At 70.1% G+C, this 24847-nt stretch carries 19 protein-coding genes; 7 read left to right on the forward strand and 12 right to left on the reverse strand.

The window, feature by feature from the left end:
• The coding region (locus FGD71_RS24490) for an ABC transporter permease (protein ID WP_240436739.1) at window positions 1–1313 on the forward strand (1313 nt) is incomplete at its 5' end.
• On the forward strand, window positions 1313–2251 hold the full coding sequence (locus FGD71_RS24495) for a carbohydrate ABC transporter permease (RefSeq protein WP_119102665.1): 939 nt from the start codon (window positions 1313–1315) through the stop codon (window positions 2249–2251). The genes FGD71_RS24490 and FGD71_RS24495, both read left to right, overlap by 1 nt.
• A 17-nt stretch (window positions 2252–2268) precedes the next feature.
• On the opposite strand, the gene FGD71_RS24500 is transcribed toward FGD71_RS24495, so the two are convergent.
• A complete protein-coding gene (locus FGD71_RS24500; protein WP_119102666.1) occupies window positions 2269–3057 on the reverse strand; it encodes a TylF/MycF/NovP-related O-methyltransferase in 789 nt (262 codons plus the stop codon).
• Window positions 3058–3278: 221 nt separating this feature from the next.
• Window positions 3279–6305, reverse strand: a complete 3027-nt coding sequence (locus FGD71_RS24505; protein ID WP_119102667.1) for an aminotransferase class III-fold pyridoxal phosphate-dependent enzyme — start codon at window positions 6303–6305, stop codon at window positions 3279–3281.
• 781 nt (window positions 6306–7086) lie between these two features.
• Between FGD71_RS24505 and FGD71_RS24510 the strand changes: the two genes are divergently transcribed.
• The 3 genes from FGD71_RS24510 to FGD71_RS24525 all read left to right on the forward strand — a co-directional run bounded on the left by FGD71_RS24510 (window position 7087) and on the right by FGD71_RS24525 (window position 10912).
• Window positions 7087–8304, forward strand: a complete 1218-nt coding sequence (locus tag FGD71_RS24510) for a PucR family transcriptional regulator (RefSeq protein WP_119102668.1) — start codon at window positions 7087–7089, stop codon at window positions 8302–8304.
• Window positions 8305–8888: 584 nt separating this feature from the next.
• On the forward strand, window positions 8889–9572 hold the full coding sequence (locus FGD71_RS24520) for a haloacid dehalogenase type II (RefSeq protein WP_119102687.1): 684 nt from the start codon (window positions 8889–8891) through the stop codon (window positions 9570–9572).
• A 56-nt stretch (window positions 9573–9628) separates the two neighbouring features.
• Entirely contained in the window at window positions 9629–10912 is a 1284-nt protein-coding gene (locus tag FGD71_RS24525; RefSeq protein WP_119102669.1) for an NAD(P)/FAD-dependent oxidoreductase, read from the forward strand.
• Between the two features lie 15 nt (window positions 10913–10927).
• On the opposite strand, the gene FGD71_RS24530 is transcribed toward FGD71_RS24525, so the two are convergent.
• Window positions 10928–12388: an RsmB/NOP family class I SAM-dependent RNA methyltransferase gene (locus tag FGD71_RS24530; RefSeq protein WP_119102670.1), complete on the reverse strand. Its 1461-nt coding sequence runs from the start codon at window positions 12386–12388 to the stop codon at window positions 10928–10930.
• Window positions 12389–12600: 212 nt separating this feature from the next.
• Here FGD71_RS24530 and FGD71_RS24535 point away from each other — a divergent pair, with 212 nt between their 5' ends.
• Window positions 12601–14160 carry a multicopper oxidase family protein gene (locus FGD71_RS24535; protein ID WP_119102671.1) on the forward strand — a complete coding sequence of 520 codons (1560 nt, stop codon included), beginning with the start codon at window positions 12601–12603 and terminating at the stop codon, window positions 14158–14160.
• Between the two features lie 67 nt (window positions 14161–14227).
• On the opposite strand, the gene fmt is transcribed toward FGD71_RS24535, so the two are convergent.
• Entirely contained in the window at window positions 14228–15166 is a 939-nt protein-coding gene (gene fmt, locus FGD71_RS24540) for a methionyl-tRNA formyltransferase (RefSeq protein WP_119102672.1), read from the reverse strand.
• Window positions 15167–15506: 340 nt separating this feature from the next.
• Here fmt and FGD71_RS24545 point away from each other — a divergent pair, with 340 nt between their 5' ends.
• A complete protein-coding gene (locus FGD71_RS24545; RefSeq protein ID WP_119102673.1) occupies window positions 15507–16046 on the forward strand; it encodes a hypothetical protein in 540 nt (179 codons plus the stop codon).
• A gap of 108 nt (window positions 16047–16154) precedes the next feature.
• Here the strand turns inward: FGD71_RS24545 and FGD71_RS24550 are convergent, their stop codons facing one another.
• The 8 genes from FGD71_RS24550 to FGD71_RS24585 all read right to left on the reverse strand — a co-directional run bounded on the left by FGD71_RS24550 (window position 16155) and on the right by FGD71_RS24585 (window position 24785).
• Window positions 16155–18302 (reverse strand): primosomal protein N', encoded by a 2148-nt coding sequence (locus FGD71_RS24550; RefSeq protein WP_119102674.1) that lies wholly within the window; start codon window positions 18300–18302, stop codon window positions 16155–16157.
• 194 nt (window positions 18303–18496) lie between these two features.
• On the reverse strand, window positions 18497–19705 hold the full coding sequence (gene metK, locus FGD71_RS24555) for a methionine adenosyltransferase (protein ID WP_119102675.1): 1209 nt from the start codon (window positions 19703–19705) through the stop codon (window positions 18497–18499).
• A 239-nt stretch (window positions 19706–19944) separates the two neighbouring features.
• A complete protein-coding gene (coaBC, locus tag FGD71_RS24560) occupies window positions 19945–21147 on the reverse strand; it encodes a bifunctional phosphopantothenoylcysteine decarboxylase/phosphopantothenate--cysteine ligase CoaBC (RefSeq protein WP_119102676.1) in 1203 nt (400 codons plus the stop codon).
• A gap of 127 nt (window positions 21148–21274) precedes the next feature.
• A complete protein-coding gene (gene rpoZ, locus FGD71_RS24565; RefSeq protein ID WP_003982715.1) occupies window positions 21275–21547 on the reverse strand; it encodes a DNA-directed RNA polymerase subunit omega in 273 nt (90 codons plus the stop codon).
• A gap of 38 nt (window positions 21548–21585) precedes the next feature.
• Entirely contained in the window at window positions 21586–22179 is a 594-nt protein-coding gene (gene gmk / locus FGD71_RS24570; RefSeq protein WP_119102677.1) for a guanylate kinase, read from the reverse strand.
• Window positions 22180–22217: 38 nt separating this feature from the next.
• Window positions 22218–22541 carry an integration host factor gene (locus FGD71_RS24575; RefSeq protein ID WP_005319887.1) on the reverse strand — a complete coding sequence of 108 codons (324 nt, stop codon included), beginning with the start codon at window positions 22539–22541 and terminating at the stop codon, window positions 22218–22220.
• Between the two features lie 289 nt (window positions 22542–22830).
• Window positions 22831–23682, reverse strand: a complete 852-nt coding sequence (pyrF, locus tag FGD71_RS24580; protein WP_119102678.1) for an orotidine-5'-phosphate decarboxylase — start codon at window positions 23680–23682, stop codon at window positions 22831–22833.
• Complete coding sequence (locus tag FGD71_RS24585; protein ID WP_119102679.1) at window positions 23679–24785, reverse strand: quinone-dependent dihydroorotate dehydrogenase; 1107 nt, start codon at window positions 24783–24785, stop codon at window positions 23679–23681. Before FGD71_RS24585 ends, pyrF begins: the two co-directional genes overlap by 4 nt.
• Between the last annotated feature and the right edge of the window lie 62 nt (window positions 24786–24847).

Consider the following 24847-nt stretch of genomic DNA (forward strand, 5'->3'; position numbering starts at 1 on the left):
CGGCCCATCGGGCCGCCGGCGTCCGCCGAAAGCGGCGCTCCATGGTCACCGCCGTCCTCTTCGCCCTCCCGGCCCTCGTGCTGCTGGGAGCGCTGGTGGGCTACCCCATCCTCTACTCCGTCGTCCGCTCCACCTTCGACGCACAGGGCAGCCAATTCGTCGGCCTGTCCAACTACGCCGAGCTGTTCCAGGACCACAACACCCTCATCGCCCTGCGCAACACAGCCACCTGGGTGCTGGTCGTGCCCGCGCTGCTGACCGGCATCGGGCTCGTACTGGCGGTGCTGACCGAGAAGATCCGCTGGGCCACCGCCTTCAAGCTGATCATCTTCATGCCGATGGCGGTGTCCTTCCTGGCCGCCGGCATCACGTTCCGGCTCGTGTACGACGAGGATCCCCAGCAGGGCATCCTCAACGCCGCCACCGTCGGCGTCCACGACGCCTTCACCGGCACCCCCGCCTACCCCGGGGCCCGGCCGCGGGACGGCAAGACACTGAGCACCGAGAAGAACGGCGACTACACGGCGGTGCACCGGGCCGAGCCGGGATCCCCGGTCACGCTGGGCCTGGTGGGTATCACGCCGGCCAAGCTGCCCGCGGACGCCAAGCAGGCGGTCGCGGCGCCCACCACCCGCACGCCGGATTCCGTGTCAGGAGTGGTGTACCTGGACTTCGCACTGGGCGGCGGCGGCAAGCCGGACCGGGTCGACAAGGGCGAGAAGGGCCTGCCGGGTGTCACGGTCCAGCTCACCCGCGACGGACGCACGGTCGCCACGGCCACCACCGGACCCGACGGCGCATTTCACTTCCCGGACAAGGGCAGTGGCCCGTTCGGGGTGACCGTGCCCGCCAAGAACTTCGCCCAGCCGTACGCGGGAGTGAGCTGGCTCGGCGAGGCCCTCATCACTCCCGCGATCATGGCTGCCTATCTGTGGGTGTGGGCCGGCTTCTCCATGGTCCTGATCGGCGCCGGTCTGGCGGCGCTGCCGAGGGAGACGCTGGAGGCCGCCCGGATGGACGGGGCCAACGAGTGGCAGGTGTTCCGCAAGATCACCGTCCCGCTGCTCGGCCCCGTGCTGAGCGTGGTGTTCGTCACCCTGATCATCAACGTGATGAAGGTCTTCGACCTCGTCTACATCATCGCGCCGGGCCCGGTGCAGCAGGACGCCAACGTGCTGGCACTGCAGATGTGGCTGGTGTCCTTCGGCGGCGGCAACAACCAGGGCCTCGGCAGCGCCATCGGTGTCGTCCTGCTGCTGCTCGTCATCCCGGCGATGGCAATCAACATCCGACGCTTCCGCAGGAGTCGCTGATGGCCGCCGAAAGCTTTGTCGAGAGGCCGTCCGCCCCCGTCGGCGCCGGACCCGGGACCACCGTTCCCCAGAGTTCGCCGAAGCCGCGCGAGTCGGTGGCCCAGCGGGTCATCGGTCTGCTCCGCAACGGCGCCGTGCAGACGGTACTGGCGATCGTCGCACTCATCTGGCTCACGCCGACGGTGGGCCTGTTCGTCTCGTCGCTGCGAGCCTCCGGCGAGCAGGAGAACAGCGGTTGGTGGACGGCGCTCCTCCACCCGGGCCAGTTGTCGTTCGACAACTACACCAAGTTGCTCGGCGACAGCGGGATGAGCCGGGCGTTCCTGAACACCGTACTGATCTCGGTGCCGGCCACGGTCTTGGTCGTGGTGATCGCCGCACTCGCCGGGTACGCCTTCGCCTGGCTGAAGTTCCCCGGCCGCGACTGGGTGTTCCTCCTGGTCGTCGGCATGCTGGTGGTGCCCGTGCAGATCGGCCTGCTGCCGGTCGCCAAGCTCTTCGGCACCCTCGGCCTCTTCGGCTCGATCCCCGGCGTGATTCTCTTCCACGTCGCCTACGGCCTGCCGTTCGCGGTGTTCCTGCTGCGCAACTACTTCGCGGAGATCCCCGCGGAGATGCTCGAGGCCGCCCGGATGGACGGCGGCGGCGACTGGCTGATCTTCTGGCGGCTGATCCTGCCCATGGGCCGCCCCGCTATCGCGAGCCTCGCCGTCTTCCAGTTCCTGTGGGTGTGGAACGACATGCTGGTGTCGCTGATCTTCGCCGACAGCGCCTCCCAGCCGCTGACGGTGGCGCTGCAGTCCCAGGTGCGCCAGTTCGGCTCGAACATCGATGTGCTCGCGCCGGGGGCCTTCCTGTCACTGACCGTGCCGCTCGTGGTGTTCTTCGTGTTCCAGCGCCATTTGGTGGAGGGAGTGATGGCCGGCTCGGTGAAGTGATCCTCGGCGCCCGGCACTTATGGCTTGACCGCGATGCGACCCTCATCCATCCGGAGCAACAGGAGCCGGGCGCCCGTCTTCTCCAGGAACTCGTCCACCGCGGCCCTGGACCCCTGCCACCAGCCGTAGTCGTCGATGAGGAGGACGCCGCCACTGACCAGCCGCGAGTAGAGGTGCTCCAGTTCGTGGCGGGTGGAGGCGTACCAGTCGGTGTCGAGCCGCAGAATCGAGATCCGCTCGGGGGCCTCGGCGGGGATGGTGTCCTCCACAAGCCCTGGAACGAAGTGGACGCGATCCGCGGGGTACGGAACCCGCTGAAAGCCCTCTTTGACGTCTTCCAGAGTGGCGACGGCCCAGATGGGGCGGCTCCTGTCCTGTCTGGCGAGCAGATCCGCGGCCAGTTCACCGTCCCGGCGAAGGTCCTTGTCGGTCGGCTCCGGCATGCCCTCGAAGGTGTCGAAGAGGTACAGGTGCCGCTCGGTGTCGTGCAGGCTCAGCAGGGTGCGAGCTGCCGCCTGCATACTGCCGCCCCGCCACACTCCGCACTCGACGATGTCACCGGCGATGTTGTGCCGACTGACGTAACGGGTGGCCAGAATCAGGGCATTGAGCCGTTCGGGTGAGGTCATCGTGTAGGGAGACACCGCCCGGATGACGTCCTTGGCCGTGTCGTCGTAGTCGGCGGGAAACGCGGGGCGGGTAGGACTCCCCTGGGGCCTCGGTGGGGACGTGGCGGGCCTCAAGCGACGGAGTTCGTAGCCCGTGAGCCGCCTCAAGGTGTCATTGACGTTCTTGCGCCATGCCATAAGGGCAACGTACGACCCGAACCGGGACCCGGCGAGCGCGGAGGCCGGACGGCGTGCCTGGAGGACTTTGAGCGTGTAGCTGACGTGGCTGGGAGGGCGGGGCTCGTCCCGGCGTTTGGCTTCGAAGGTGTTCCGCGGTGGTTTCTTCCGTCGTTGGCAGCGGCGGTCGCGGCGTGAGAGCAGGAGGTCGTTCAGGAGTTCCTGGACGACGGTTGCCCGTCTCAGGACTGAACGGCCGAGCGCAGCTCGGGCAGGGACAGGACCTCGTCCAGCGCGTCGACGTAGAGATCCACGTGCTCGCGGCGGAAGGTCATGGGCGGTTTGATCTTCAATACGTTGTCGTGCACACCATTGGGGAAGACGATGACGCCTCGCTCCTTCATGAGCTCGGTGACCATGAAGGCCTGCTCAGTGGCCGGCATTCTGGTGGTGCGGTTACGGACCAGTTCGACGCCGAGGTAGAGCCCTTCTGCCCGCACGTCACCGATGAGCGGTTGGCGCTGCTGGAGCTCGCGCAGCGACTGGGCGAAGTACCCGCCCACGCTCACGGCGTTCTCCCTCAGTCCATCCTGCTCGACGATGTCGAGCACGGCCTCGCCGATCGCGCAGGAGACCGGGTTGCCGCCGAAGGTGTTGAAGTACTTCATGCCCGTGTCGAACGCGTCGGCGATCTCCCGAGTCGTGACCACCGCCGCGAGGGGATGCCCGTTCCCGAGCGGCTTGCCCATCGTGACGATGTCCGGGACCACCCCCTGGAGCTCGAAACCCCACCAGGGTCCGAGTCGTCCGACGCCGACCTGGACCTCGTCGGAGATGCACAGGGCGCCCGCCCGCCTGGCAGCGGTGAACACGCCATCGAGGTAGCCGTCGGGGAACACGATGTTCCCACCCGATCCCATCAGGGACTCGGCGATGAAGGCGGCTGGGGGTCGGCCGTCGGCCGTGATCCGCTCGATGACGGCCGCGGCGTCGCGCGCGTACTTGGCTCCGGCGTCCGCGTCGTCGTATCCGTAGGTGCTGCGGTAGCGGTCCGGGATGACGACCTCGTGGGTGGTCGCGGGTGCGCCGGCGCCGCCGGGGCCCTTGTAACGGTTCGGGCTGATCCCGGTCACCACACCGGTGTTTCCGTGGTACGCGCCGTCGATGTTGACGATGTGCTGACGACCTGTCACCTGGCGGGCGATCCGCAGCGCCAGGTCGTTCGCCTCGCTGCCCGTGCACACGAGGAAGACGACCTCGAGCGGGTCGGGCAGCGTGGCTACCAGCTTCCGCACGTAACTGGCGATCTGCGGGTAGACGAAACGGCTGTTGGTGTTGAGCTTGCGCAGCTGTCGGGTGGCGGCGGCCGTCACCCGTGGCTCGGCATGGCCGACGTGGGTGACGTTGTTCAGCGAGTCCAGATAGGCCAGGCCGTCCTCGTCGTGGAACCACACACCCCGCCCACGCACAAGGTTCATCGGGTTGCGGTAGTAGTTGCGCTGGGAGCGAGCGATGTGGCGACGGCGTACTGAGACGACGTCGTCGATGGTGGGGACCGCGGCGGGGGACTCGGTGACCCCGAAGAGCCGGGCGGGGTCGGGTGACAGGTGGCTCCACACCTGCCGTGCGGAGGGCGGCACGGCACGAGGCGGCGGCCATGTGGCCATCCGTGCGGTGCGGTGGACCTGCACCTGGACGCAGGGCCCGAGCGGGTCCGCCTCGTCGCTCGCGCCGGCGCGTCCCAACGGCGCCCCGGCCGGGACGCTCGCCGCAACCGGCGGCGAGTCGTCGAGTCCCCACCAGCACGTCCAGAACTCCAGCCCTTCGACCGCATGTCGCAGCACCAACGGCATACCGGGGCCACCGCGGGCCTCGACGACGCCGGACAGCGGGCTGGCGACCTCCTCGGCGTCGGCCACGACCAGCAAGCCGCCGACCAGAACCGTCGCGGGCTCGTCGGCTCCTGGGCGGCGCCGGCCCCCCAGGAGCAGCGATGCGCTGAGGTGGGGCACGTAGCCCGGCCGCCGCCGTCCGTCGAGAACGTCGTCGATGCTCGCGCGCACCGCCCTCGCATCGTGCCAGTCGACTTCGTCGTAGAGATCACTTGCCGGTCGCAGGTCGAGCAGCTGCGGGGCCGGTGCGTTCAAGGCACCGTCTTGGGCCGCCTCTGCCAAGACCTCTTCCAAACCCCGCTGCTCCCGCGTCCGGGGGAGCCCACACGCGACCCGGAACGTCGCCTCGGCGACGTCGGGACAAACCTCGGCCACCTGCGCGATCGCCGGCCAGGTGTGTTGCACGCGGGTCCGCCCGTACGGCGTGCCGCTCTCGGCGACCCGGCGCGTCCACGTCACGGCGTTCATGCACAGCCGGGCGGCCGCCAACGGATAGACAGCCGCCAGTTCCTCAGCCGTGAGGGGGAGCACCGAGTGGAAGCCGGCCACGACTTCGGCCGCCGCAGCGAGCGGGTCGGCCTTGCGGACCATGGCGTAGCCCGCCGCGATCGCCACCTCCGCCGCGCGCACGCTGTAGAGCGAGTCGCCCAGGTCGACGATGCCCGAGATCCGCAGCACCCCGTCCTCGTCAGCGTCGGCGAGGACGTTGGCGTCATTGAGATCCTGGTGTACGACGCTCCGCGGCAGTCGGTCCCATGCCGGCAGGAGATCGTCGTACCAGCCCATGATCGTGCGCACCAACTCCCGCCGGTCCGCGTCCTGTACAGCGTGCAGCGACGCCTCGACGATCTCAGCGGCCCGGCGCATGTCCCAGTCGTGCGGTTCCAAGCCCACCGGTGGCTCCATGCTGGAGAGTCCGAGGCTCAGCCGCCCAGCGGCTTCTCCCAGCTGACGCAGAAGCGCCGCGGGATGGTCGTCGAGATCCGCCAGGACCCGGCCCTCAAGCCAGCTCATCACGCGGACCACGTGCGTTCGGCCCTCGTGGACGACGTCGGCAAGGCACTTCCCCTCGCGCGTCGGGACCAGTCGTGGCACCGGAAGGTCGGGAACGGTGGAGGCCAGATGCTGGAGGAGCGAGTTCTGCCAGAGGACGTCGGCTGAGTCCGGCTCCGCGCGGGTGACCCGTACGAAGTAGCGCATGCCGTCATCGCCGGTGATCCGGACGTTCTGGTCGACCTCCCCTCCCAGTGGGTGCTGGACGTATCCCTCGAGTCCGAAGGACTGCCGCAGCACGTGATCGAGGAGCGAGCCCGGCAGTGGGCCGGCGTGACCGGGGATGGTCGTTCCGTCCTGGCCGGTGGTGGTCGCTGAGGTCATCGGTGCGTTCTCTCTATCGTCGTCAGGTCGCTCATCACGATGCGGTTCCTGGGAGGAGGCGGGCAGGGCTGCTGCGGCTGTGTCTCGATCGCTTCACGGGCTGCGCAGATCTCGACCACGTCGACGACCGAAGGTCCAGGGCGAACTCCCCCGTTTGGTGCTTCCCCTCGATGCCCCACTCCGACGGCTGCAGGGGCCCGGGCCAGGACGCGCTCCAACACCTGGTCGGCGATCAGGTCCGAGGTGGGCCGTCCGTCAAAGGCTGAGCGCTCATCGAGACCGGTCATCAGCTCACGCGGCGGCGGTCATGACGTCCCAGGCGACGTTCTGGTCCTCGACCCTCACCTTGAGCTCGGCGTAGTCTCTGGGGGAGTCCTGGGTGATCTCGATGCCGCTCTGCCTGGCGAACCGGTTGGCTCGGCCTCCTTGGTCATCGCCTCCCGGTGGGTCCCGTAACCGAAGGCTGAGACTGACCCGAGGGACGCGGCGCCCCTCAGCAGCGCCTACTCAAGGTGACGGACTGGGGATCAGGTGCTTACGGAAGCGCCATAGCTGCTCCAAGTGCGTGGTCAAGTCCCGAGCCCTCTCCAGCCCGAGGTGATGCGTCAGTGAAACACCGCGGAGAATCCGGCAACAAGGGACGCGAGGCCGCGACATCGACCCCGTATTTTGTGCCTGTGCACAATTTCTGTCAGGGAACCCCACCGGCATGTCAGCGGCATCTCCCGGAGACGGCCCCGTATCCGTCCGGTGACGGCTGTCGTCGGGAGAGGCGGTCCTCGTGAGCGGCCCGGGACGCCGTCAGGGTGGGGCCCGCCACGACGCCGTGCAGGCGATCGCGCGCCGGCTCCTCGAGGAACGACTCGACGAACTGACCTCTCATGCTCTCGAACAGCTGGAAGCCGAGGAGGCCGCCTACGCGTCGCCGGACTGGGATCCGGTCCAGAAACGGGAGGGGATGCGACGAACCCTCGAACTCGCCCTGACCCGGCTGGCCGGCGGTCCCGTGCCCCGGACGGTCTCGCGCGCCACCGAGGACGTGGGGCGCGAGCGAGCGGAGCAGGCGTTTCCCCTGACCGCTCTGATGCACTCCTTCCAGCTGGACCTCAGGACCCTGTGGGAGGCGGTGCTCGCGGAGGGGCGAGCACGTGGCATCAGCGCCGATCCCGACTTCCTCGACGGGTTGATCCGCGTCTGGGAGGCGACGGAAGCCAACAGCGTCGAGGTCGTCGACGCCTACCGCCGCACCGAGCGCGACCTGGCGAGCCGTCGTACGGAGGTGCGCAACCGCGCCTTCAGTCGCCTCGTCCTGGAAGGGGAGCAGGATCCCTCCACGGTCGCCGAGGCCTCGACGTTGCTGGGCTTCTCCGAGCACGTCGCCCTGACCGTGGTCGTGGTCGAATCCGTTCCTACCGGGGACCCGGCTCTGTCCCAGGTCGACGATGCGCTGCGTCGGGGCGGCCTGCTGCGTCACTTCGGATGGATGGGTGACGAACTCCTTGGCATCATCGGTCACGGACGGTGCGATGAAGAGGCCATGCTTGCCATGCTCCGGCCGTTCGCCCCGTGGCGGTGCGGCGTCGCGGAAGTCCCCGGGTTGGCGCTGACGGCGCGGGGCATCCGGTTCGCACGTGCCGCGATCCGCAGCTCCGCGCAGCCCGGAGTGCGGCACGTGGAGGGCCACTGGATCGGTGCGATCATGTCGGCGCAGGAGGAGCTCACCGGTGCGATGGCCACTGGCGTGCTGCGCCCACTCCTCGAGCTGCGCGACCGCGACAGCATCGTCGAGACCCTGCGCTGGTACCTCGACCTGGGCTCGGTCGCTGAGGTGGCCGCACGCACCTACCGTCACCGGAACACGGTGGGCAATCGCCTGCAGGCCGTGGAGGAGGCGACCGGGCTGAAGCTGTCCAGACCGAACGACGCCGCCCGGCTGGTCCTCGCGCTGGCTTGGCTGGAGACGGACGCGGGCGCCCGCTTCCGGGCGACGGTGTCCTGATCCACCGATTGGTGGACGGGTTGCGGCAACCGGCCGGGGGCCGCGACCGAGATTGCTGGAGCCAAAGCGTGGCGGTCAGAGGCCACATGCCCTTCATGGGGACGGCAGCCTTGGCGGCCGACAGCCCGGTCACGCCGCCGGGCAGCGGCGCAGGAACTGCACGGGTCCCTGACAGAGATTGTGCACAGGCACAAAATTCGCGGTCGATCTCGCGGCCTCACGTCCCTTGTTGCCGGATTCTCCACGGTGCTTCACTGACGCATCACCTCGGGCAGGAGAAAGGCTCATCGCACTCGGAGCAGTAATGGTGCTGCCGCCGACTGCCTGATCAGCGTTCGCCGTCCCCGGCACTGTCCGGGGGCTCGTCCTCCAGCGGCGGCCCCTCGGGCACCCCCTCAGCCCCCATGCCCCCATGCCCCCATGCCCCCCTAAACAGGTCGCCGCCAACGCCGCGGCAGCCTCCTGAACCCCCGATGCGGCCGACCTGGCCGCACTCGACGAGGTCGTGACTCCCGGTGAACGGGNCGAGGTCGTGACTCCCGGTGAACGGGGTGTCCAATATGCCCGGAAAGAGGTTGAACACCATGCGTCAGATCGTCACCTTCGATGCCTACGGCACCCTGGTCGACTTCCAGCTCGGCCCCACCACGCTGAAGGTCCTGTCCGACCGGCTGGACCTGGACCGCCTGAACGTCGACGAGTTCCTCGACGACTTCCGCATCATGCGGTTCCACGCCGTCCTGGAGGCCTACCGCCCCTTCCACGAGGTGCTGCCCTCCAGCCTGGAGATAGCGATGCGTCTGCACGGCCTGGAGTACCGGAAGTCCGACGGCGAAGCCCTGGTCGCGGCCGTGCCCACCTTCGGCCCCCACCCCGAGGTCCCGGCCGCCCTGCAGGCGCTGAAGTCCCGGTACGAGATCGCCATCATCTCCAACACGGACGACGACCTCATCGCCCAGAACCTGGCCAACATCGGCGTCGAGTTCGACCATGTCATCACCGCCCAGCAGGCCAAGGCGTACAAGCCGTCCCGGCAGACCTTCGAGTACGCCTTCCAGACCATGGACATCGACCCCGCCCAGGTCATCCACGTCGCCCAGGGCTGGGAGTACGACCTCATCCCCACCCGCGACCTCGGCCTCGCTCGCCGCGTGTGGATCAACCGCTACGGCCACAACGGCTCCATCGGCGCCCGCGGCAGCGCCGACTACCAGCCCTTCGACGAGCTGCCCGACCTGTCCGGCCTGCCGGCCCTGCTCGGCTGCTGAGGCCGGGACCCAGAAAAACACCCCCGGACGACCAGGAAGACCCGAGGACGTACGTCATGAAGCAGATCCCCTACTGGCTCGACACAGCCCCTGCCTTCCCCGACCGGACCGGCAAGCCCCTGCCCGAGCAGGCGGACCTGGTGGTCATCGGCGGCGGCCTCACCGGCCTGTCCACCGCCTACCACGCGGCACGCAAGGGCGCCCACGTCGTCCTCGTGGAGAAGGACAAGGTCGGCTCGGGCGCCTCCGGGCGCAACGGCAGCATGTGCACCCAGGGCATCACCATCAGCCCCGCCGAGGCGCGCAAGCGCTACGGGCAGCCGCGGGCCCGGGAACTGTACGACGCCTTCCGCGAGGCGGTGGACCTGGTGGAGGAGCTGACGGTCAAGGAGCAGATCGACTGCGACTTCCACCGCGTGGGGCGTCTGGGAGTCGCGTTCAAGCCGCAGCACTTCGAGAGCATGCGGGCCAAGCAGCGCGACCTGGCCGACAACTTCGGCCACGACACCACGCTGCTGAGCAAGAACGATCTGCGTGCCGAGCTGGGCTCCGACTACTACCACGGAGCCCTGCTCGACCCGCTCAGCGCGCACCTTCACGTCGGCAAATACGTCCATGGCCTGGCCGATGCCGCGGAACGCGCCGGGGCTCAGATCCATGAACGCAACGCCGCCACCGCGTTGCACCGCATCCCCGAGGGCGGTTTCCTCGTCGAGACCCTGCACGGCACCATCCGCGCCAAGCAGGTCATGGCGGCCACCGACGCCTACACCGACAAGGCCATGCCCTGGTTCCGCAAGCGGCTGATCAACGTCGGCAGCTTCGTCATCGTCACCGAGCCACTGGGCGAGGAGCGGGCCCGGCAGCTCATCCCCAACAACCGCGTGGTCGTGTCCTCCAAGAACATCGGCCACTACGTCCGACTCACCCCGGACAACCGCCTCGCCTTCGGCGGCCGGGCCCGCTTCGCCCCCTCCAACCCCGCCTCGGACGTCAAGAGCGGTGACGTCCTGAAGCAGGAACTGGCCGAGATCTTCCCGCAGTTGTCGGACGTGCGGATCGACTACGTGTGGGGCGGCAGTGTCGGCTTCTCCTACGACCGCGTTCCGCACGCGGGCGAGGCCAACGGCCTTTACTACTCAATGGGTTACTGCGGCCACGGCGTCCAGATGGCCACCTACATGGGCCGCGCCATGGCCGAGGTAATGGACGGCCACCCGGAGGCCAACCCTCTGCGCGACTTCGGCTTCCCCAAGGTTCCGGTGCCGTTCTACAACGGCACCGCCTGGTTCCTGCCCTTCGCCGGGGCGTACTACAAGGCCAAGGACCGGCTGCGCTGACAACAGATCCGCCCGTCAGCCCGTTCGACGGATCAGCGCCAGGTACATCGCATCCGTCCCGTGCAGATGCGGCCACAGCTGTACGTCGGGGCCGTCACCCAGAGCCGGGACGCCCGGCAGCAGCGGGCGGGCGTCGAGCAGTTCGGCGGAGCCGCTCTCGGTGGAGCCGCCATCGGTGGAGCCGCCGTACTGCTTGAGGACGTCGTCGACGACCGCACGGGTCTCGGCGAGGTGCGGCGAGCAGGTGGCGTACCCGACGACACCGCCGACCCGCACCGACGCCAGCGCCGTGCGCAGCAGTCCGCGCTGCAGCGGCGCGAAGCCGTCCAGGTCGTCGGGCCGGCGTCGCCAGCGCGCCTCGGGACGGCGACGCAGCGCGCCGAGCCCCGTGCAGGGCACGTCCATCAGTACGCGGTCGAACGTGCCGGCCCGCCACGGCGGACGCGTGCCGTCGGCGGCGATGACCTGGTACGGCCCCGGGTTCCCGGCGAGCGCCTTCGCCACGAGGCCGGCTCGGTGCGGCTGCTTCTCGGCGGCCAGCAGTACGGCACCGCGCTCGGCGGCGAGGCCGGCGAGCATCGCCGCCTTGCCGCCGGGACCGGCGCAGCCGTCCAGCCACATCTTGTCCGGCCCGTCGAGGGGCGCGCGTGCGAGGGCGAGCGCCACGAGCTGGCTGCCCTCGTCCTGCACTCCGGCCCGGCCTTCGCGCACGGCCTCGATGGCACCCGGCTCGCCGCCCTCGGAAAGCCGCACGGCATACGGTGACCAGCGCCCGGCCAGAGCGGCCTCGTCATCGAGCGCGCCCAGCAGCTCGTCGGCGGTGGAGCGGCCGGGCCGGGCGACCAGAGTCACCTCGGGCCGCTCGTTGTCGGCTTCAAGGAGGTCTTCGATCCCGGCACGCCCCCCGCCGAGCGAGTCCCACAGCGCGGAGACGATCCATCGCGGATGCGAGTGCACGACGGCGAGGTGATCCTCGGGGTCCTCGTCGTAGGGCGGCGCCACCCGCTCCAGCCACCCGTCGAGGTCGTGCTGGGCGACCTTCCTGAGGACGGCGTTGACGAACTTGGCCCGCCCGTCGCCGAGTACGACCCTGGCGAGCTCGACGGAGGCGGAAACGGCGGCGTGCGTCGGAATCCGCGTACCGAGCAGCTGGTGCACGCCGAGGCTCAGCACATCGAGGACGGGCGGGTCGACCTCACGCAACGGCCGGTCCACACAGGCCGAGATGACGGCGTCGTACGTCCCCTGCCGGCGCAGTGTGCCGTACACCAACTCCGTGGCCAGCGCGGCGTCCCGCCCGTCGAAGTCGCCCTTCTGCCGCGCCTTCCGCAGCAGCGGGGGCAGCACGAGATTGGCGTACGCGTCGCGCTCGTCGACAGCCCGCAACGCCTCGAAGGCGAGCATCCGGACGGGGTCCTTCTTCGGACGACGATGGGGCTTGCCCTGCGGGCGACGACGACGGTCCTGCTCGTTCACGTAAAAGGTGCTCCGGATCTTGGAAGGGCTACGTCACCAGCGTACGTCGCGGGCGGGGTGGCGGCGCCGGGCGGGAGGGGCTGGAACGCACCGGCCCGCGCAGGGCGGCGGCGACCAGGGTCGAGAGTCCGAGGCCCTTAGGGGACAAGCCCGGGGCAGCTCAGGGCGGTGCCCGGATACCCGCGGCGCCGCCGCCCCGAGACCGTCGAGGTATGACGAAAACGGGGACGAGGAGCACGGGCAGGCGCCGCACGCTCAGGCGGGTCCTGATCACACTCGGCACGGTGGTGGCCGTCCTGCTCGCCGCCATCGGTGGAGGGTTCGCGTGGCTGTGGACCGGCGCCGACATCAGCACGGTCGGCAAGAGCTCCTTCGCCAACGAACTGGCCATCCCTCCGCTCGCCGAACACACCCGCGTCAAGGCGGACGGCACCAAGGTCTTCGACCTGGAAATGCGCGCCGGCGAGACCGAGTTCAGGCCGGGCCGACGGACCACCACCTGGGGCTTCAACGGCGATCACCTCGGCCCGACCCTGCGCGCCGAACGCGGTGACAAGGTGGAGGTCAGGGTGCGCAACTCGCTTGACGAGTCGTCGACCGTGCACTGGCACGGCATGCACCTGCCCGCGCGGATGGACGGCGGCCCGCACCAGATGGTGCGGCCGGGCGCCACGTGGAGCCCGCACTGGAAGATCGACCAGCCCGCCGCCACCCTCTGGTACCACCCGCATCCGCACGGGCGCACGGCGCAGCACGTCCAGCGCGGCCTCGCCGGGATGTTCCTGCTCGACGACGAGAGGTCCTCCGCCCTGCCGCTGCCGAAGAAGTACGGCGTCGACGACCTGCCCGTCATCGTCCAGGACGTGAAGTTCGACGGCGATCGGTTCGACGACCGGCGCGGCACGATGCAGGACGTCGGCTTCCTCGGCGACCGCACCATGGTCAACGGCACCCTCGATCCGTACCGAGAGGTCCGAGACGAGCTGGTGCGGCTGCGCCTGCTCAACGCCTCGACGGCCCGCACCTACTCCTTCGGCTTCGACGACAGCCGACGCTATGCGCACATAGCGACCGACGGCGGCCTCCTGGAACGCCCCGTGGAGACCGACCGGCTGCAGCTCTCGCCCGGGGAGCGCGCCGAGATCGTCGTACGGGTGCGGCCCGGCGAGCGCACCACCCTGCGCAGCTTTCCGCAGGACAACTACGGGGACGCCTGGAACACCCGGTTCGGCGGGGGCGACGACTCCTTCGACATCCTGCAACTGCGGGCCGCGGCCACGCTCCGCCCCTCACCCGCGCTGCCGGAGCGGCTGGGTGAGCCGGAGATACCGGACGGCTCCGACGCCGTGCGCGCCCGCCACTTCGACCTGAAGCGGTCAGGGATCAACGGACACAAGATGGCCATGGACCGGGTGGACGACACGGTCACCCGGGGCACCACCGAGACCTGGACCGTGCGCAACACCAACGGCATGCCGCACAACTTCCATGTTCACGACGTGCAGTTCCGCGTCCTGGAGGTGAACGGAAAGACGCCACCGCCGCATCTGCTCGGCGCCGCCAAGGACACGGTCTTCGTGCCGAGCGGTACGACGATGAAGCTGGCGCTGCGCTTCGAAGGCCCGGCCGACCCGGACACTCCGTACATGTACCACTGCCATCTCCTCTACCACGAGGACAAGGGCATGATGGGCCAGTTCGTGGTGGTCGAGAAGGGCCGGCGGGCCGGACAGCCGGACAGCCGCGGACACGAGGCACACGCGGCGCATTGACGCCGGCCCGTCCAAGAGCCGTCAGGCGGTGCCGCTACCCGGCCGACGCGGTGGCGCCGCTCCCCCGCTACGGCCCGACCTGCTCGCCGGAGGCGATCCGTACCCCGCGTGCCCAGTCCGCGGCGCGCATCGGCTTCTTGCCCTGCGCCTGGACCCACAGGAGCTCGACGGGGTGCGAGCCGGTACCGACGTACACGTTGTTCTTGCCGGCGGCCAGCGCGCCCGGGGCGAGGCCGAGGTCCGTGCGCTCGGGCGCGAGCGCCGCCTGGATGAGCTTGAGACGCTCGCCGCGGAAGACGGTCCACGCGCCGGGCGCGGGCGTGCAGCCGCGCACGACACGGTCGACGCGCAGCGCGGGCGCGTCCCAGTCGATCCGGGCGTCCTCCACGGTGATCTTCGGAGCGATCGTGACGCCGTCCGCAGGCTGCGGTACGGCCTTGAGGGTGCCGTCCTCGATCCCGTCCATCGTCGCGGCGAGGAGCCCGGCGCCCGCGAAGGCGAGCCTCGTCAGCAGATCCCCGCTGGTGTCCGTGGGCCGTACTTCCTCGGTGACGGTCCCGTAGACAGGCCCGGAGTCGAGCCCTTCCTCGATCAGGAAGGTGGACGCGCCCGTGATCTCGTCCCCCGCCATCAGCGCGTGCTGCACGGGCGCCGCACCGCGCCAGGCGGGCAGCAGCGAGAAATGCAGATTGACCCAGCCGTGGGCGGGGATGTCGAGCGCGACCCGCGGCAACAGCGCCCCGTAAGCCACCACGGGGCAGCAGTCGGGCGCGATCTCGCGCAGCCGCGCGAGGAACTCCTCGTCCCGGGGCTTCGCCGGCTTCAGCACCTCGATCCCCGCCTCCTCCGCCCGCTCCGCGACCGGGCTCGCGATCAGCCTCCGCCCCCGTCCCGCCGGGGCGTCGGGCCGGGTGACGACGGCGGCCACCTCGTGCCGCCCGGAGGCGATCAGGGCGTCCAGAGCGGGAACGGCGACCTCGGGGGTACCTGCGAAGACGAGCTTCATGGGCGGGAGTCGGCCTCTCGGGCGAATACGTGACGGGCAGCGCACCAGTCTATGGGGCGTACGGCCCGATGAAGGCGCGGGCCGCGAACCGGCCGACCGAAGGCCGTGGCAGGCGCGGACGAGAGGGACGTGCCCGGCGCGAACGAGAAGGACGTGCCCGGCGCGCGCTCGAACGCATCCGAACGCCGCGCGCCCCCGACCGCCGGGGGCGTACGCACACGCCCCCGCGCCCCTGCAGCGTGACCACTCACCCTCAGCCGCGTTGGTCAAGACAGAGTTGACCACAACGGGCCGCGGTCGCGGCCCGATCCTTTTCAACGCCGGTTCGAGAGGCTTGTTCATGGCCGACCATGCAACCCACGACGCCCAGGCTCGGGCCAGCCTGCACTTGCTGGTGCGGGACATCGAGCGGGTCCGCCGGCAGGTGGACGCACTGCGCACGCTCACCGCACAGTTGGGCAACGTCTACCGCCCGCGCCGCTCCGGCCCGTCCACGGGCTTCGTCGTCTACGGACGCGCCCCCGCCCCGACCGTCCGCCTCGCCCAGGAGTTGCGGGACAGTGTCGAAACCCTGGTCACGGCCGCCGTGGACTTCGATCGCTCACTGGGTTTCTCGTGGGACGCGGTGGGCTCCGCACTCGGAGTCACCAAGCAGGCGGTGCACCGCCGTTACGGCGCCCGCCGCGCCGCCGCACAGGCCGCCGCCGAGGCCGAGCGCGCCACGGAGTCGTCGAGCACGCGTCCGGTCGCCGTCAACGCGGGTCTCCCCGCGGTGCCCGCGGCGCGCTCCCTGCCCTTGCCCGCGCAGCCGAAGGCCGGCACCCCCACCCTCCGTGAGGAGGCAAGGCCGAGCGCCTTCCCGGGGCCGCGCAGCGGCTGACGCCCTCCGGTCATCCGTCTGCCTCCCGACAAGCGTCGGGAGGCAGACGCGCATCGGCGACCAGCGAAGGCCGTGGCCACGCCCACCGACCGCAATCACAACGACCCGTCACCCAATATCCGGCGGATCGATCCGAACCCGCACCACCTCACTGCCCCCCTGAGCCATCCGCGCCGCCTGCGCGGATTTCAGCGCGGAGGCCAACGCCGCTCCACTCCCCGGCGGTACCCGGATCAACGCCCGCTCCCACTGCTCACCGACCGGCGGCGCCCCCGTACGCCGAGGCCGCCCGGCGTCCGTGACGGGCAGGGGGACCGGCCCCAACAGCTCGGCGCCACTGGGCAGTCGGACCGCGGCCAGGAACCCGGCGAGCGCCTCCGCCGTGCCGGAGACGGCCGCCATCCGCGACACCGGCGGGAACCCCAGCTCGGCCCGCTCCGCGAGCTCGCGGACGGCGTGCCCGACGGGATCCCAGCGCACCAGCGCCTGCACAGGCCGCAGCGTCGGCTCGGCGACGATCACGACCGTCCCACCCACCCCCTGCTCCCGTACCAGCGCCGCCGCCCCGATCCACCGTCGCAACGCCTCCTCGCCCGCCCGCAGATCGGGCCGCCCCAGCATCGCCCAGCCGTCGAGCAGCAGCGCCGCCGCGTAACCGCCCTCGGCGACGGGCTCCGCACCCGGCGTGCTGACGACGAGCGCGGCGGCTCCCGGAACCGTGTCCAGCACCTGCTCGCGCCCCGACGTTCGCACGGGCACGGCCGGAAACGCGCGGCCCAGTTCCTCGGCGGTCCGCCGCGCCCCCACGACCTGCGCCCGCAGCCGGAACCCACCGCATTCGGGACACTGCCAGGCGCCCTCATCACGTCCGCACCACCCGCACCGCGGGCCCCCGGCGTCCTGGCCTTCCAAAGGCCCGGCACACTGCCGGCACCGCGCGGGCGCCCGGCACTGGGCACACGCCATCCGAGGTACGTAGCCACGCCGGGGCACCTGCACCAGCACCGGACCGTGCCTCAGCCCTTCCCGTACGACCTGCCATGCGAGCGTGGGCAGCCGTGCCGCCCGGGCGGCCTCGTCCCGCGCGAGATCCCCGTCGCTCACGGTCCGTACGAGAGGAGCCGCCCGCCGCACCTGCTCCCGGTCGGCGACGAGCGGAGCCGCCCACCCGCTCTCGACGAGCTGCGCGGCCTCGACGGTGCAGCTCCAACTCCCCAGCAGAAACGCGCACTTGTCGTGGGCGGCCCGCAGGAGCAGTACTTCCCGCGCATGCGGCTGAGGTGCGTGCAACTCGCTGTGGCTGTCGTCCCCGTCGTCCCAGATGGCGACGAGCCCCAGATCCCGTACGGGTGCGAACATGGCGGCCCGCGTCCCCACGACCGCCCGCACGGACCCCCGCCGCACCGCGAGCCACTGCCGATACCGCTTCTCGGGCCCGGCCTCGGCCGTCAGCACCGCATGCCGCCCCTCCCCCAGCAGCGAGGTCAGCGCGGCATCGACCCGGGAGACAGCCCGCCCGTCCGGTACGACGACCAGGGCGCCTCGCCCCGAAGCGAGCGTCGCACCGACGGCTCGCGCCAGCTCCTCGGCCCAACCAGCCCCCGGCAGCGCGTTCCACACAGCGCGCGGCGCCCCGCCCGTCGCGAGCGATCGTACGAAGGCCTCCCCGCGCCCGTATCGCGCCCAAGACCCGGCGTCGGGCACCTCGGGTGCCGGCAACGGCGCGGGCGACGGCTTCTTCTCCGCCCGCGCGTTGCGAGGGGGCACGGCCAGTTGCAGCACATCGGCCACACTCCCCGCATACCGATCGGCCACGGCCCGTGCGAGTCCCAGCAACTCCTCACCCAGTACAGGCTCGGGCGAGACAACCTGAGCCAGCGCTGCGAGAGGCCCCGAGTAGTCGGACTCGGCGAGCCGCTCCACCAGGAACCCGTCGATCAGTCCCCCGCCCTCACGCCGCCCGTCCCGCACCCGATGCCGCCCGGCCCCGAACCGAACCCGCACCCGTACACCGGGCTGGGCGTCGGCATCCAGCTCCTCGGGAACGGCGTAGTCGAAGTACCGGTCGAGATGCAGCACACCCTTGTCCACGAGCACCCGCGCAACCGGCCGCTCCTTGGCCAGGGCGGCCCCCCGCCACGTCCGCGGCTTGGCCCGCGGCTCCTTGGCCTTCCGCACGCTCTCCCGAATGAGCGCAAGCTGCTCCGGCGGCGCCCCCTCGGCACCGCCGTCCCCCTGCCCGTTCTTGCTGCTCACCCTTGCATTCTTACCAAACTCCACTGACACCGACGCACGCCCCGAGACCAACCGGAGCGCAGACCACCAACGCCCAAGGCGCTAGTGCACGGGGCGCCTCGCACACCGGCGAGTACGTGGACGGACGCGAACAGAAACAGGCCCGGCTCTCAGCAGTGAGAGCCGGGCCCGTGGAAGCAGTCAGCGAACGAGGATCAGAGACCCACGGCCTTCCGCAGCGCGTCCACGCGGTCCGTCTTCTCCCACGTGAAGTCGTCCAGCGCGCGCCCGAAGTGACCGTACGCCGCCGTCTGGGCGTAGATCGGGCGCAGCAGGTCGAGGTCGCGGATGATGGCGGCGGGCCGGAGGTCGAAGACCTGGCTGATCGCCGCTTCGATCTTCTCGGCGTCGATCTTCGCCGTGCCGAAGGTCTCGACGAAGAGGCCGACGGGCTCGGCCTTGCCGATGGCGTAGGCGACCTGGACCTCGCAGCGGGAGGCGAGGCCCGCGGCGACGACGTTCTTGGCGACCCAGCGCATCGCGTACGCGGCGGAGCGGTCGACCTTGGACGGGTCCTTGCCGGAGAAGGCGCCGCCGCCGTGGCGGGCCATGCCGCCGTACGTGTCGATGATGATCTTGCGGCCGGTGAGGCCGGCGTCGCCCATGGGGCCGCCGATCTCGAAGCGGCCGGTGGGGTTGACCAGGAGGCGGTAGCCGTCGGTGTCCAGCTTGATGCCGTCGTCCAGGAGGGCCTTGAGCTCCGGCTCGACCACGAACTCGCGGATGTCGGGGGCCAGGAGCGAGTCCAGGTCGATGTCCGACGCGTGCTGGGAGGAGACGACGACCGTGTCCAGGCGAACGGCCTTGTCGCCGTCGTACTCGATGGTGACCTGGGTCTTGCCGTCCGGACGCAGGTACGGGATCGTCCCGTTCTTGCGGACCTCGGACAGACGCTTCGACAGACGGTGCGCCAGGTGGATCGGCAGCGGCATCAACTCGGGCGTCTCGTCGGTCGCGTAACCGAACATCAGACCCTGGTCACCCGCGCCCTGGCGGTCCAGCTCGTCCTCGTCACCCTCGACACGGGACTCGTACGCCGTGTCCACACCCTGAGCGATGTCGGGCGACTGGGCGCCGATGGACACCGACACGCCACAGGAGGCGCCGTCGAAGCCCTTCTTCGAGGAGTCGTAACCGATCTCGAGGATCTTGCTGCGGACCAGCGTCGCGATGTCCGCGTAGGCCTTGGTCGTGACCTCGCCCGCCACATGGACGAGGCCGGTCGTGATCAGTGTCTCTACGGCGACCCGGGACGACGGGTCCTCACGCAGAAGCGCGTCGAGAATGGTGTCGCTGATCTGGTCAGCGATCTTGTCGGGGTGACCCTCGGTCACAGATTCCGAGGTGAACAGGCGACGGGACACAACGCTCCCTGGGGTTGCAGCGGCTGCTGGCTGATCAATGGCGGACGGTTCGGGGGCTGCGCCCGGTGTCGTCCGAGAACAGCTTATCGGTCGCGCTCGGCCACGGGTCCACCCGTCTCGCACCTCGGGAGTGCTGTGACCTGCACCACAGGCATTCTGTGCCACAACGATCACGCTTCACCAGGATCCCACGCCCGAATTCAGCGGTTTTGAGGAGCCTGATGAGACGAATGAGACATTCAGCCGAGGCGACGCGCGACGAGATCCCACACGGTCTCGGCCAGGGCTTCTTTGGGCCCGTACGGTACGGGTGTCTCGCTGCCGTCGGCGCCGAGCACGACCGCTTCGTTCTCCTCGGAGCCGAAGGTCTTGCGCTCCCCCACCTCGTTCACGACGAGGAGATCGCACCCCTTGCGCCGCAGTTTCGTCCGGCCGTTGGCCAGGACGTCGTCCGTCTCGGCCGCGAAGCCGACGACCACCTGGCCGGGGCGGGCGCGCTCGGCGGATATCTCGGCGAGGATGTCCGGGTTACGGACCAGGGTGATCGGTTCCGGGTCCTCGCCGTCCTTTTTCTTGATCTTTCCTGCCGCGTACGTCGCAGGCCGGAAGTCGGCGACGGCGGCCGCCATCACCACCGCGTCGGCGTCCGCGGCGGCCTTCAGCACCGCCTCGCGCAGCTGGACGGCCGTCTCGACCGGTACGACGTCCACGCCCGCCGGGTCGGGCAGCCCGGCGTTCGCGGCGATCAGTGTGACCCTGGCTCCGCGCGCCGCCGCGGTGCGGGCGAGGGCGTACCCCTGCTTGCCCGAGGAGCGGTTGCCGAGGAAGCGGACCGGGTCGAGCGGCTCGCGCGTGCCACCTGCGCTGACGACGACGTGGCGGCCCGCCAGATCGGGAGCCACGGCCCCGCGCGCCAGCACCCGGCGGCACATCTCGAAGATCTCATCGGGCTCCGGCAGCCGGCCCTTGCCCGTGTCGACGCCCGTCAGACGGCCGACGGCGGGCTCGATGACGACGGCACCGCGGCGGCGGAGCGTCGCGACGTTCTCCCGCGTGGCCGGGTGCTCCCACATCTCGGTGTGCATGGCGGGGGCGAGGACCACCGGACAGCGGGCGGTGAGCAGGGTGTTGGTCAGCAGGTCGTCGGCCAGGCCGTGGGCCGCCTTCGCCAGCATGTCCGCGGTGGCGGGGGCCACGACCACCAGGTCGGCCTCCTGCCCGATACGGACATGCGGGACCTCGTGCACATCGGACCAGACCTCGGTCGAGACGGGGTGCCCGGAGAGCGCGGACCAGGTCGCGGCGCCGACGAAGTGGAGCGCCGACTCGGTCGGCACGACGCGGACGTCATGCCCTGATTCGGTCAGCCGGCGCAGCAGCTCGCACGCCTTGTACGCGGCGATGCCACCGCTGACCCCCAGCACGACCTTCGGCTTGTCCACCCGGGCCTCCCCGCATTCGGAACACGCACGCCTCTACTCAGCGGCGTACAGGTCAATCACACACCACAGGCCCGACAGTCGCGCTGCCGAGCCTGTGGAAAAACCCTCTGCGATCTGCAGGTACTACTTACTGCGCCGGGCCCTCGACGGCCTCGGAGGTCAGCAGACCCGCGTTGATCTCGCGCAGGGCGATCGAGAGCGGCTTCTCGTGGACGTGCGTGTCCACGAGCGGACCGACGTACTCGAGGAGACCTTCGCCGAGCTGCGAGTAGTACGCGTTGATCTGGCGGGCACGCTTGGCCGCGTAGATCACGAGGCTGTACTTCGAGTCGGTGGCCTCGAGGAGCTCGTCGATCGGCGGGTTGATGATGCCCTCGGGCGCGGTGATGGAAGAGGACACGCTCTACCTTCCGAAAGAGGGGATGAGATCGAAAACGATCACACTACGTCCACCAAGGCTAGCAGCTCGCGCGCCACATCCTCGACGGAGGTGTTGACCAGGGTGACGTCGAACTCCGGCTCGGCCGCCAGCTCGACCTTGGCCGCCTCCAGGCGGCGCTCGATCACCTCGGGCGGCTCGGTCCCCCGCCCGGTGAGTCTGCGCACCAGCTCCTCCCAGGAGGGAGGAGCCAGGAACACCAGCAGAGCCTCGGGCATGGATTCCCGGACCTGCCGGGCGCCCTGGAGATCGATCTCCAGGAGGACCGGCTCACCGGCCTCCAGGCGCTCCATCACGGCACCCCGAGGGGTCCCATAGCGATTGCCGGCGAACTCCGCCCATTCGAGAAGCTCGCCATTGGCGATCAGCTTGTCCATTTCCTCGTCGCTGACGAAGAAGTAGTGGACACCGTGCTTCTCACCGGGGCGTGGCTTACGGGTCGTCGCCGACACCGAGAGCCAGACCTCGGGGTGTTCCTTGCGCATATGAGCGACGACCGTGCTCTTGCCGACCCCGGAGGGGCCGGAGAGCACGGTCAGCCGCGGACGTGATTCCGGGGGTACGGGGGTCGTCCCCCGGGATGTTGCAGCCATGCAGCGATTATCCAGGTTCTCGGGAGTGCCCGAGAACGTCAGGCGGCACCGCCGCCGAACTCGCGCTCAAGAGACGCGATCTGGTTGGAGCCGAGACCCCGCACGCGGCGGCTCTCGGAGATCCCGAGTCGCTCCATGATCTGCTTGGCGCGGACCTTGCCCACGCCCGGCAGGGACTCAAGGAGAGCGGAGACCTTCATCTTGCCGATGACGTCGTTCTCCTGACCCTGCTTGATGACCTCGTGAAGGGAGGCGCCGGAGTGCTTGAGTCGATTCTTGACCTCGGCCCGCTCCCGGCGAGCCGCGGCGGCCTTTTCGAGCGCGGCTGCGCGCTGTTCAGGGGTAAGGGGCGGAAGAGCCACGCCTACGTCACCTCGGATGTCGAACTGTCGGATACGGACCGGTGAGGAACCTAGTCGCCCCACACCTGGGGAGCAACGAGCAACACTTTTGCCCGTTCTCCCCCACTGCCTTAAAAGCGTGGGAGGTGCCCCCACTCGTCGGAGACTAGCGGGCAAGTCCGCCGGAGTCAGCGAGAACAGCGGAAAAGTCCTGGTCAGCCTCAACCGAGACGGACATTTCCGGCATACTGCCCTGGATTTGAGGATGTATTCAGACTCTGGGCGCCCCAGGAGGCACTCATCGGAGGACTCAGGCGGCGGCCACGGCGGCCCGGATCTCCTCCGCATAGCCCTCCGCCACCTCGCGCAGCGCGACAAGATCGGGCCCGTGACGCAGGACACCCCTGCTGACGTTCGGCACCACATTGCGCACCGCCGTCCCGAAGGTACCGGGAAGATCGGCGGGCGTGGCTCCCTGGGCGCCGATGCCGGGTGCGAGGAGGGGGCCGTTGATGTCGAGGTCGTAGGAGGAGAGGTCGCCCAGCGTGGCGCCCACGACCGCCCCGAAGGAGCCCATCGGGGTCGTCCCCGCGTTCTCCTCGGCGAGGTGCGCGAGCATGGTCGCGCCGACGTTCCGGCCGGCGGCGTCGGGCCGTACCGCGTGCTGCACCTCGCCGCCCTCCGGGTTGGAGGTGAGCGCGAGCACGAACAGCCCGGCGCCGCTCTCGCGGGCGAGGTCGACGGCCGGCTTCAGCGATCCGTAGCCGAGGTACGGCGAGACGGTGAGCGCGTCCGAGAAGAGCGGGGAGTCCTTGCGCAGGAAGGTCTCGGCGTACGCGGCCATGGTGGAGCCGATGTCGCCGCGCTTGGCGTCCATGACGACGAGCGCACCGGCGGCCCGCGCCTCCTCGACCGACTTCTCCAGTACGGCGATGCCCCGCGACCCGAAGCGCTCGAAGAACGCGCTCTGCGGCTTCAGGACCGCGACGCGCCCGGCCAGCGCCTCGACGACGGTGCGGCTGAAGCGCTCCAGGCCGACGATGTCGTCGTTCAGGCCCCAGGCGGTGAGCAGTGAGGCGTGCGGGTCGATGCCGACGCAGAGCGGGCCGCGCTCGTCCATGGCACGGCGCAGACGGGCACCGAAGGGCTCCAGAACGGTCATGCTGCCTTCCTTACGTCGGCGCCGACCGCGTCGGCGAGGGTGGCGTAGGGACTCGTCCGGAGGCGCGCGGCGAGCCCCTTGTGGATCGCGCGGCCCCAGAAGGGGCCCTGGTAGACGAAGGCGCTGTAGCCCTGGACGAGGGTGGCGCCCGCGAGGATGCGCTGCCAGGCGTCCTCGGCGCTCTCGATGCCGCCGACGCCCACGAGCGTGATGTCGTCGCCCACGCGCGCGTAGAGACGGCGCAGGACCTCCAGGGAGCGGGCCTTCAGGGGGGCGCCGGAGAGGCCGCCGGTCTCCTTCACCACGGAGGGTTCGGACTTCAAACCGAGCCCCTCGCGCGCGATGGTGGTGTTCGTGGCGATGATCCCGTCCAGGCCCAGCTCGACGGCGAGGTCGGCGACGGCGTCGACGTCCTCGTCCGCGAGGTCGGGGGCGATCTTGACGAGGAGCGGTACGCGCCGGGAGGTGACCGCCCGGTCGGCGGCCTCGCGGACCGCGGTCAGCAGAGGTCGCAGCGATTCGGTGGCCTGGAGATTGCGCAGCCCGGGTGTGTTCGGGGAGCTGACGTTGACCACGAGGTAGTCGGCGTGCTCGGCGAGCCGCTCCGTGGACTTCACATAGTCGGCCGCCGCCTCGGCCTCGGGGACGACCTTGGTCTTGCCGATGTTCACCCCCACGACGGTCCTGAACACCGGCGTACGGGAAGCCAGACGCTCGGCGACCGCGGCCGACCCCTCGTTGTTGAACCCCATGCGGTTGATCAGCGCGCGGTCGGGGACGAGCCGGAACAGCCGCTTGCGGGGGTTGCCGGGCTGCGCCTCCCCCGTGACCGTACCGATCTCGATGTGGTCGAAGCCGAGCATCGACATCCCGTCGACGGCGGTCGCGTTCTTGTCGAAGCCCGCCGCGAGTCCGAACGGCCCGTGCATCCGCAGCCCGAACGCCTCGGTGCGCAGCTCCTCGTAGCGGGGAGCGAGCAGCGCGGCGACGAACGTCCGCAAGCCGGGGACGCGGACCGCGAGGCGGATCCAGCGGAAGGCGAGGTGGTGGGCCCGCTCCGGGTCCATCCGTCGGAAGACCAGCTGGAAGAAGAGCTTGTACATGTCTCAGTCCTCGTGAAGCCGCATGAGTCGTCATGCGGAGGGGGACACCGTTTCCGGTGTCC

Origin of the sequence: Streptomyces sporangiiformans, from assembly GCF_005768555.2 — a bacterium.
Taxonomy (GTDB): domain Bacteria; phylum Actinomycetota; class Actinomycetes; order Streptomycetales; family Streptomycetaceae; genus Streptomyces; species Streptomyces sporangiiformans.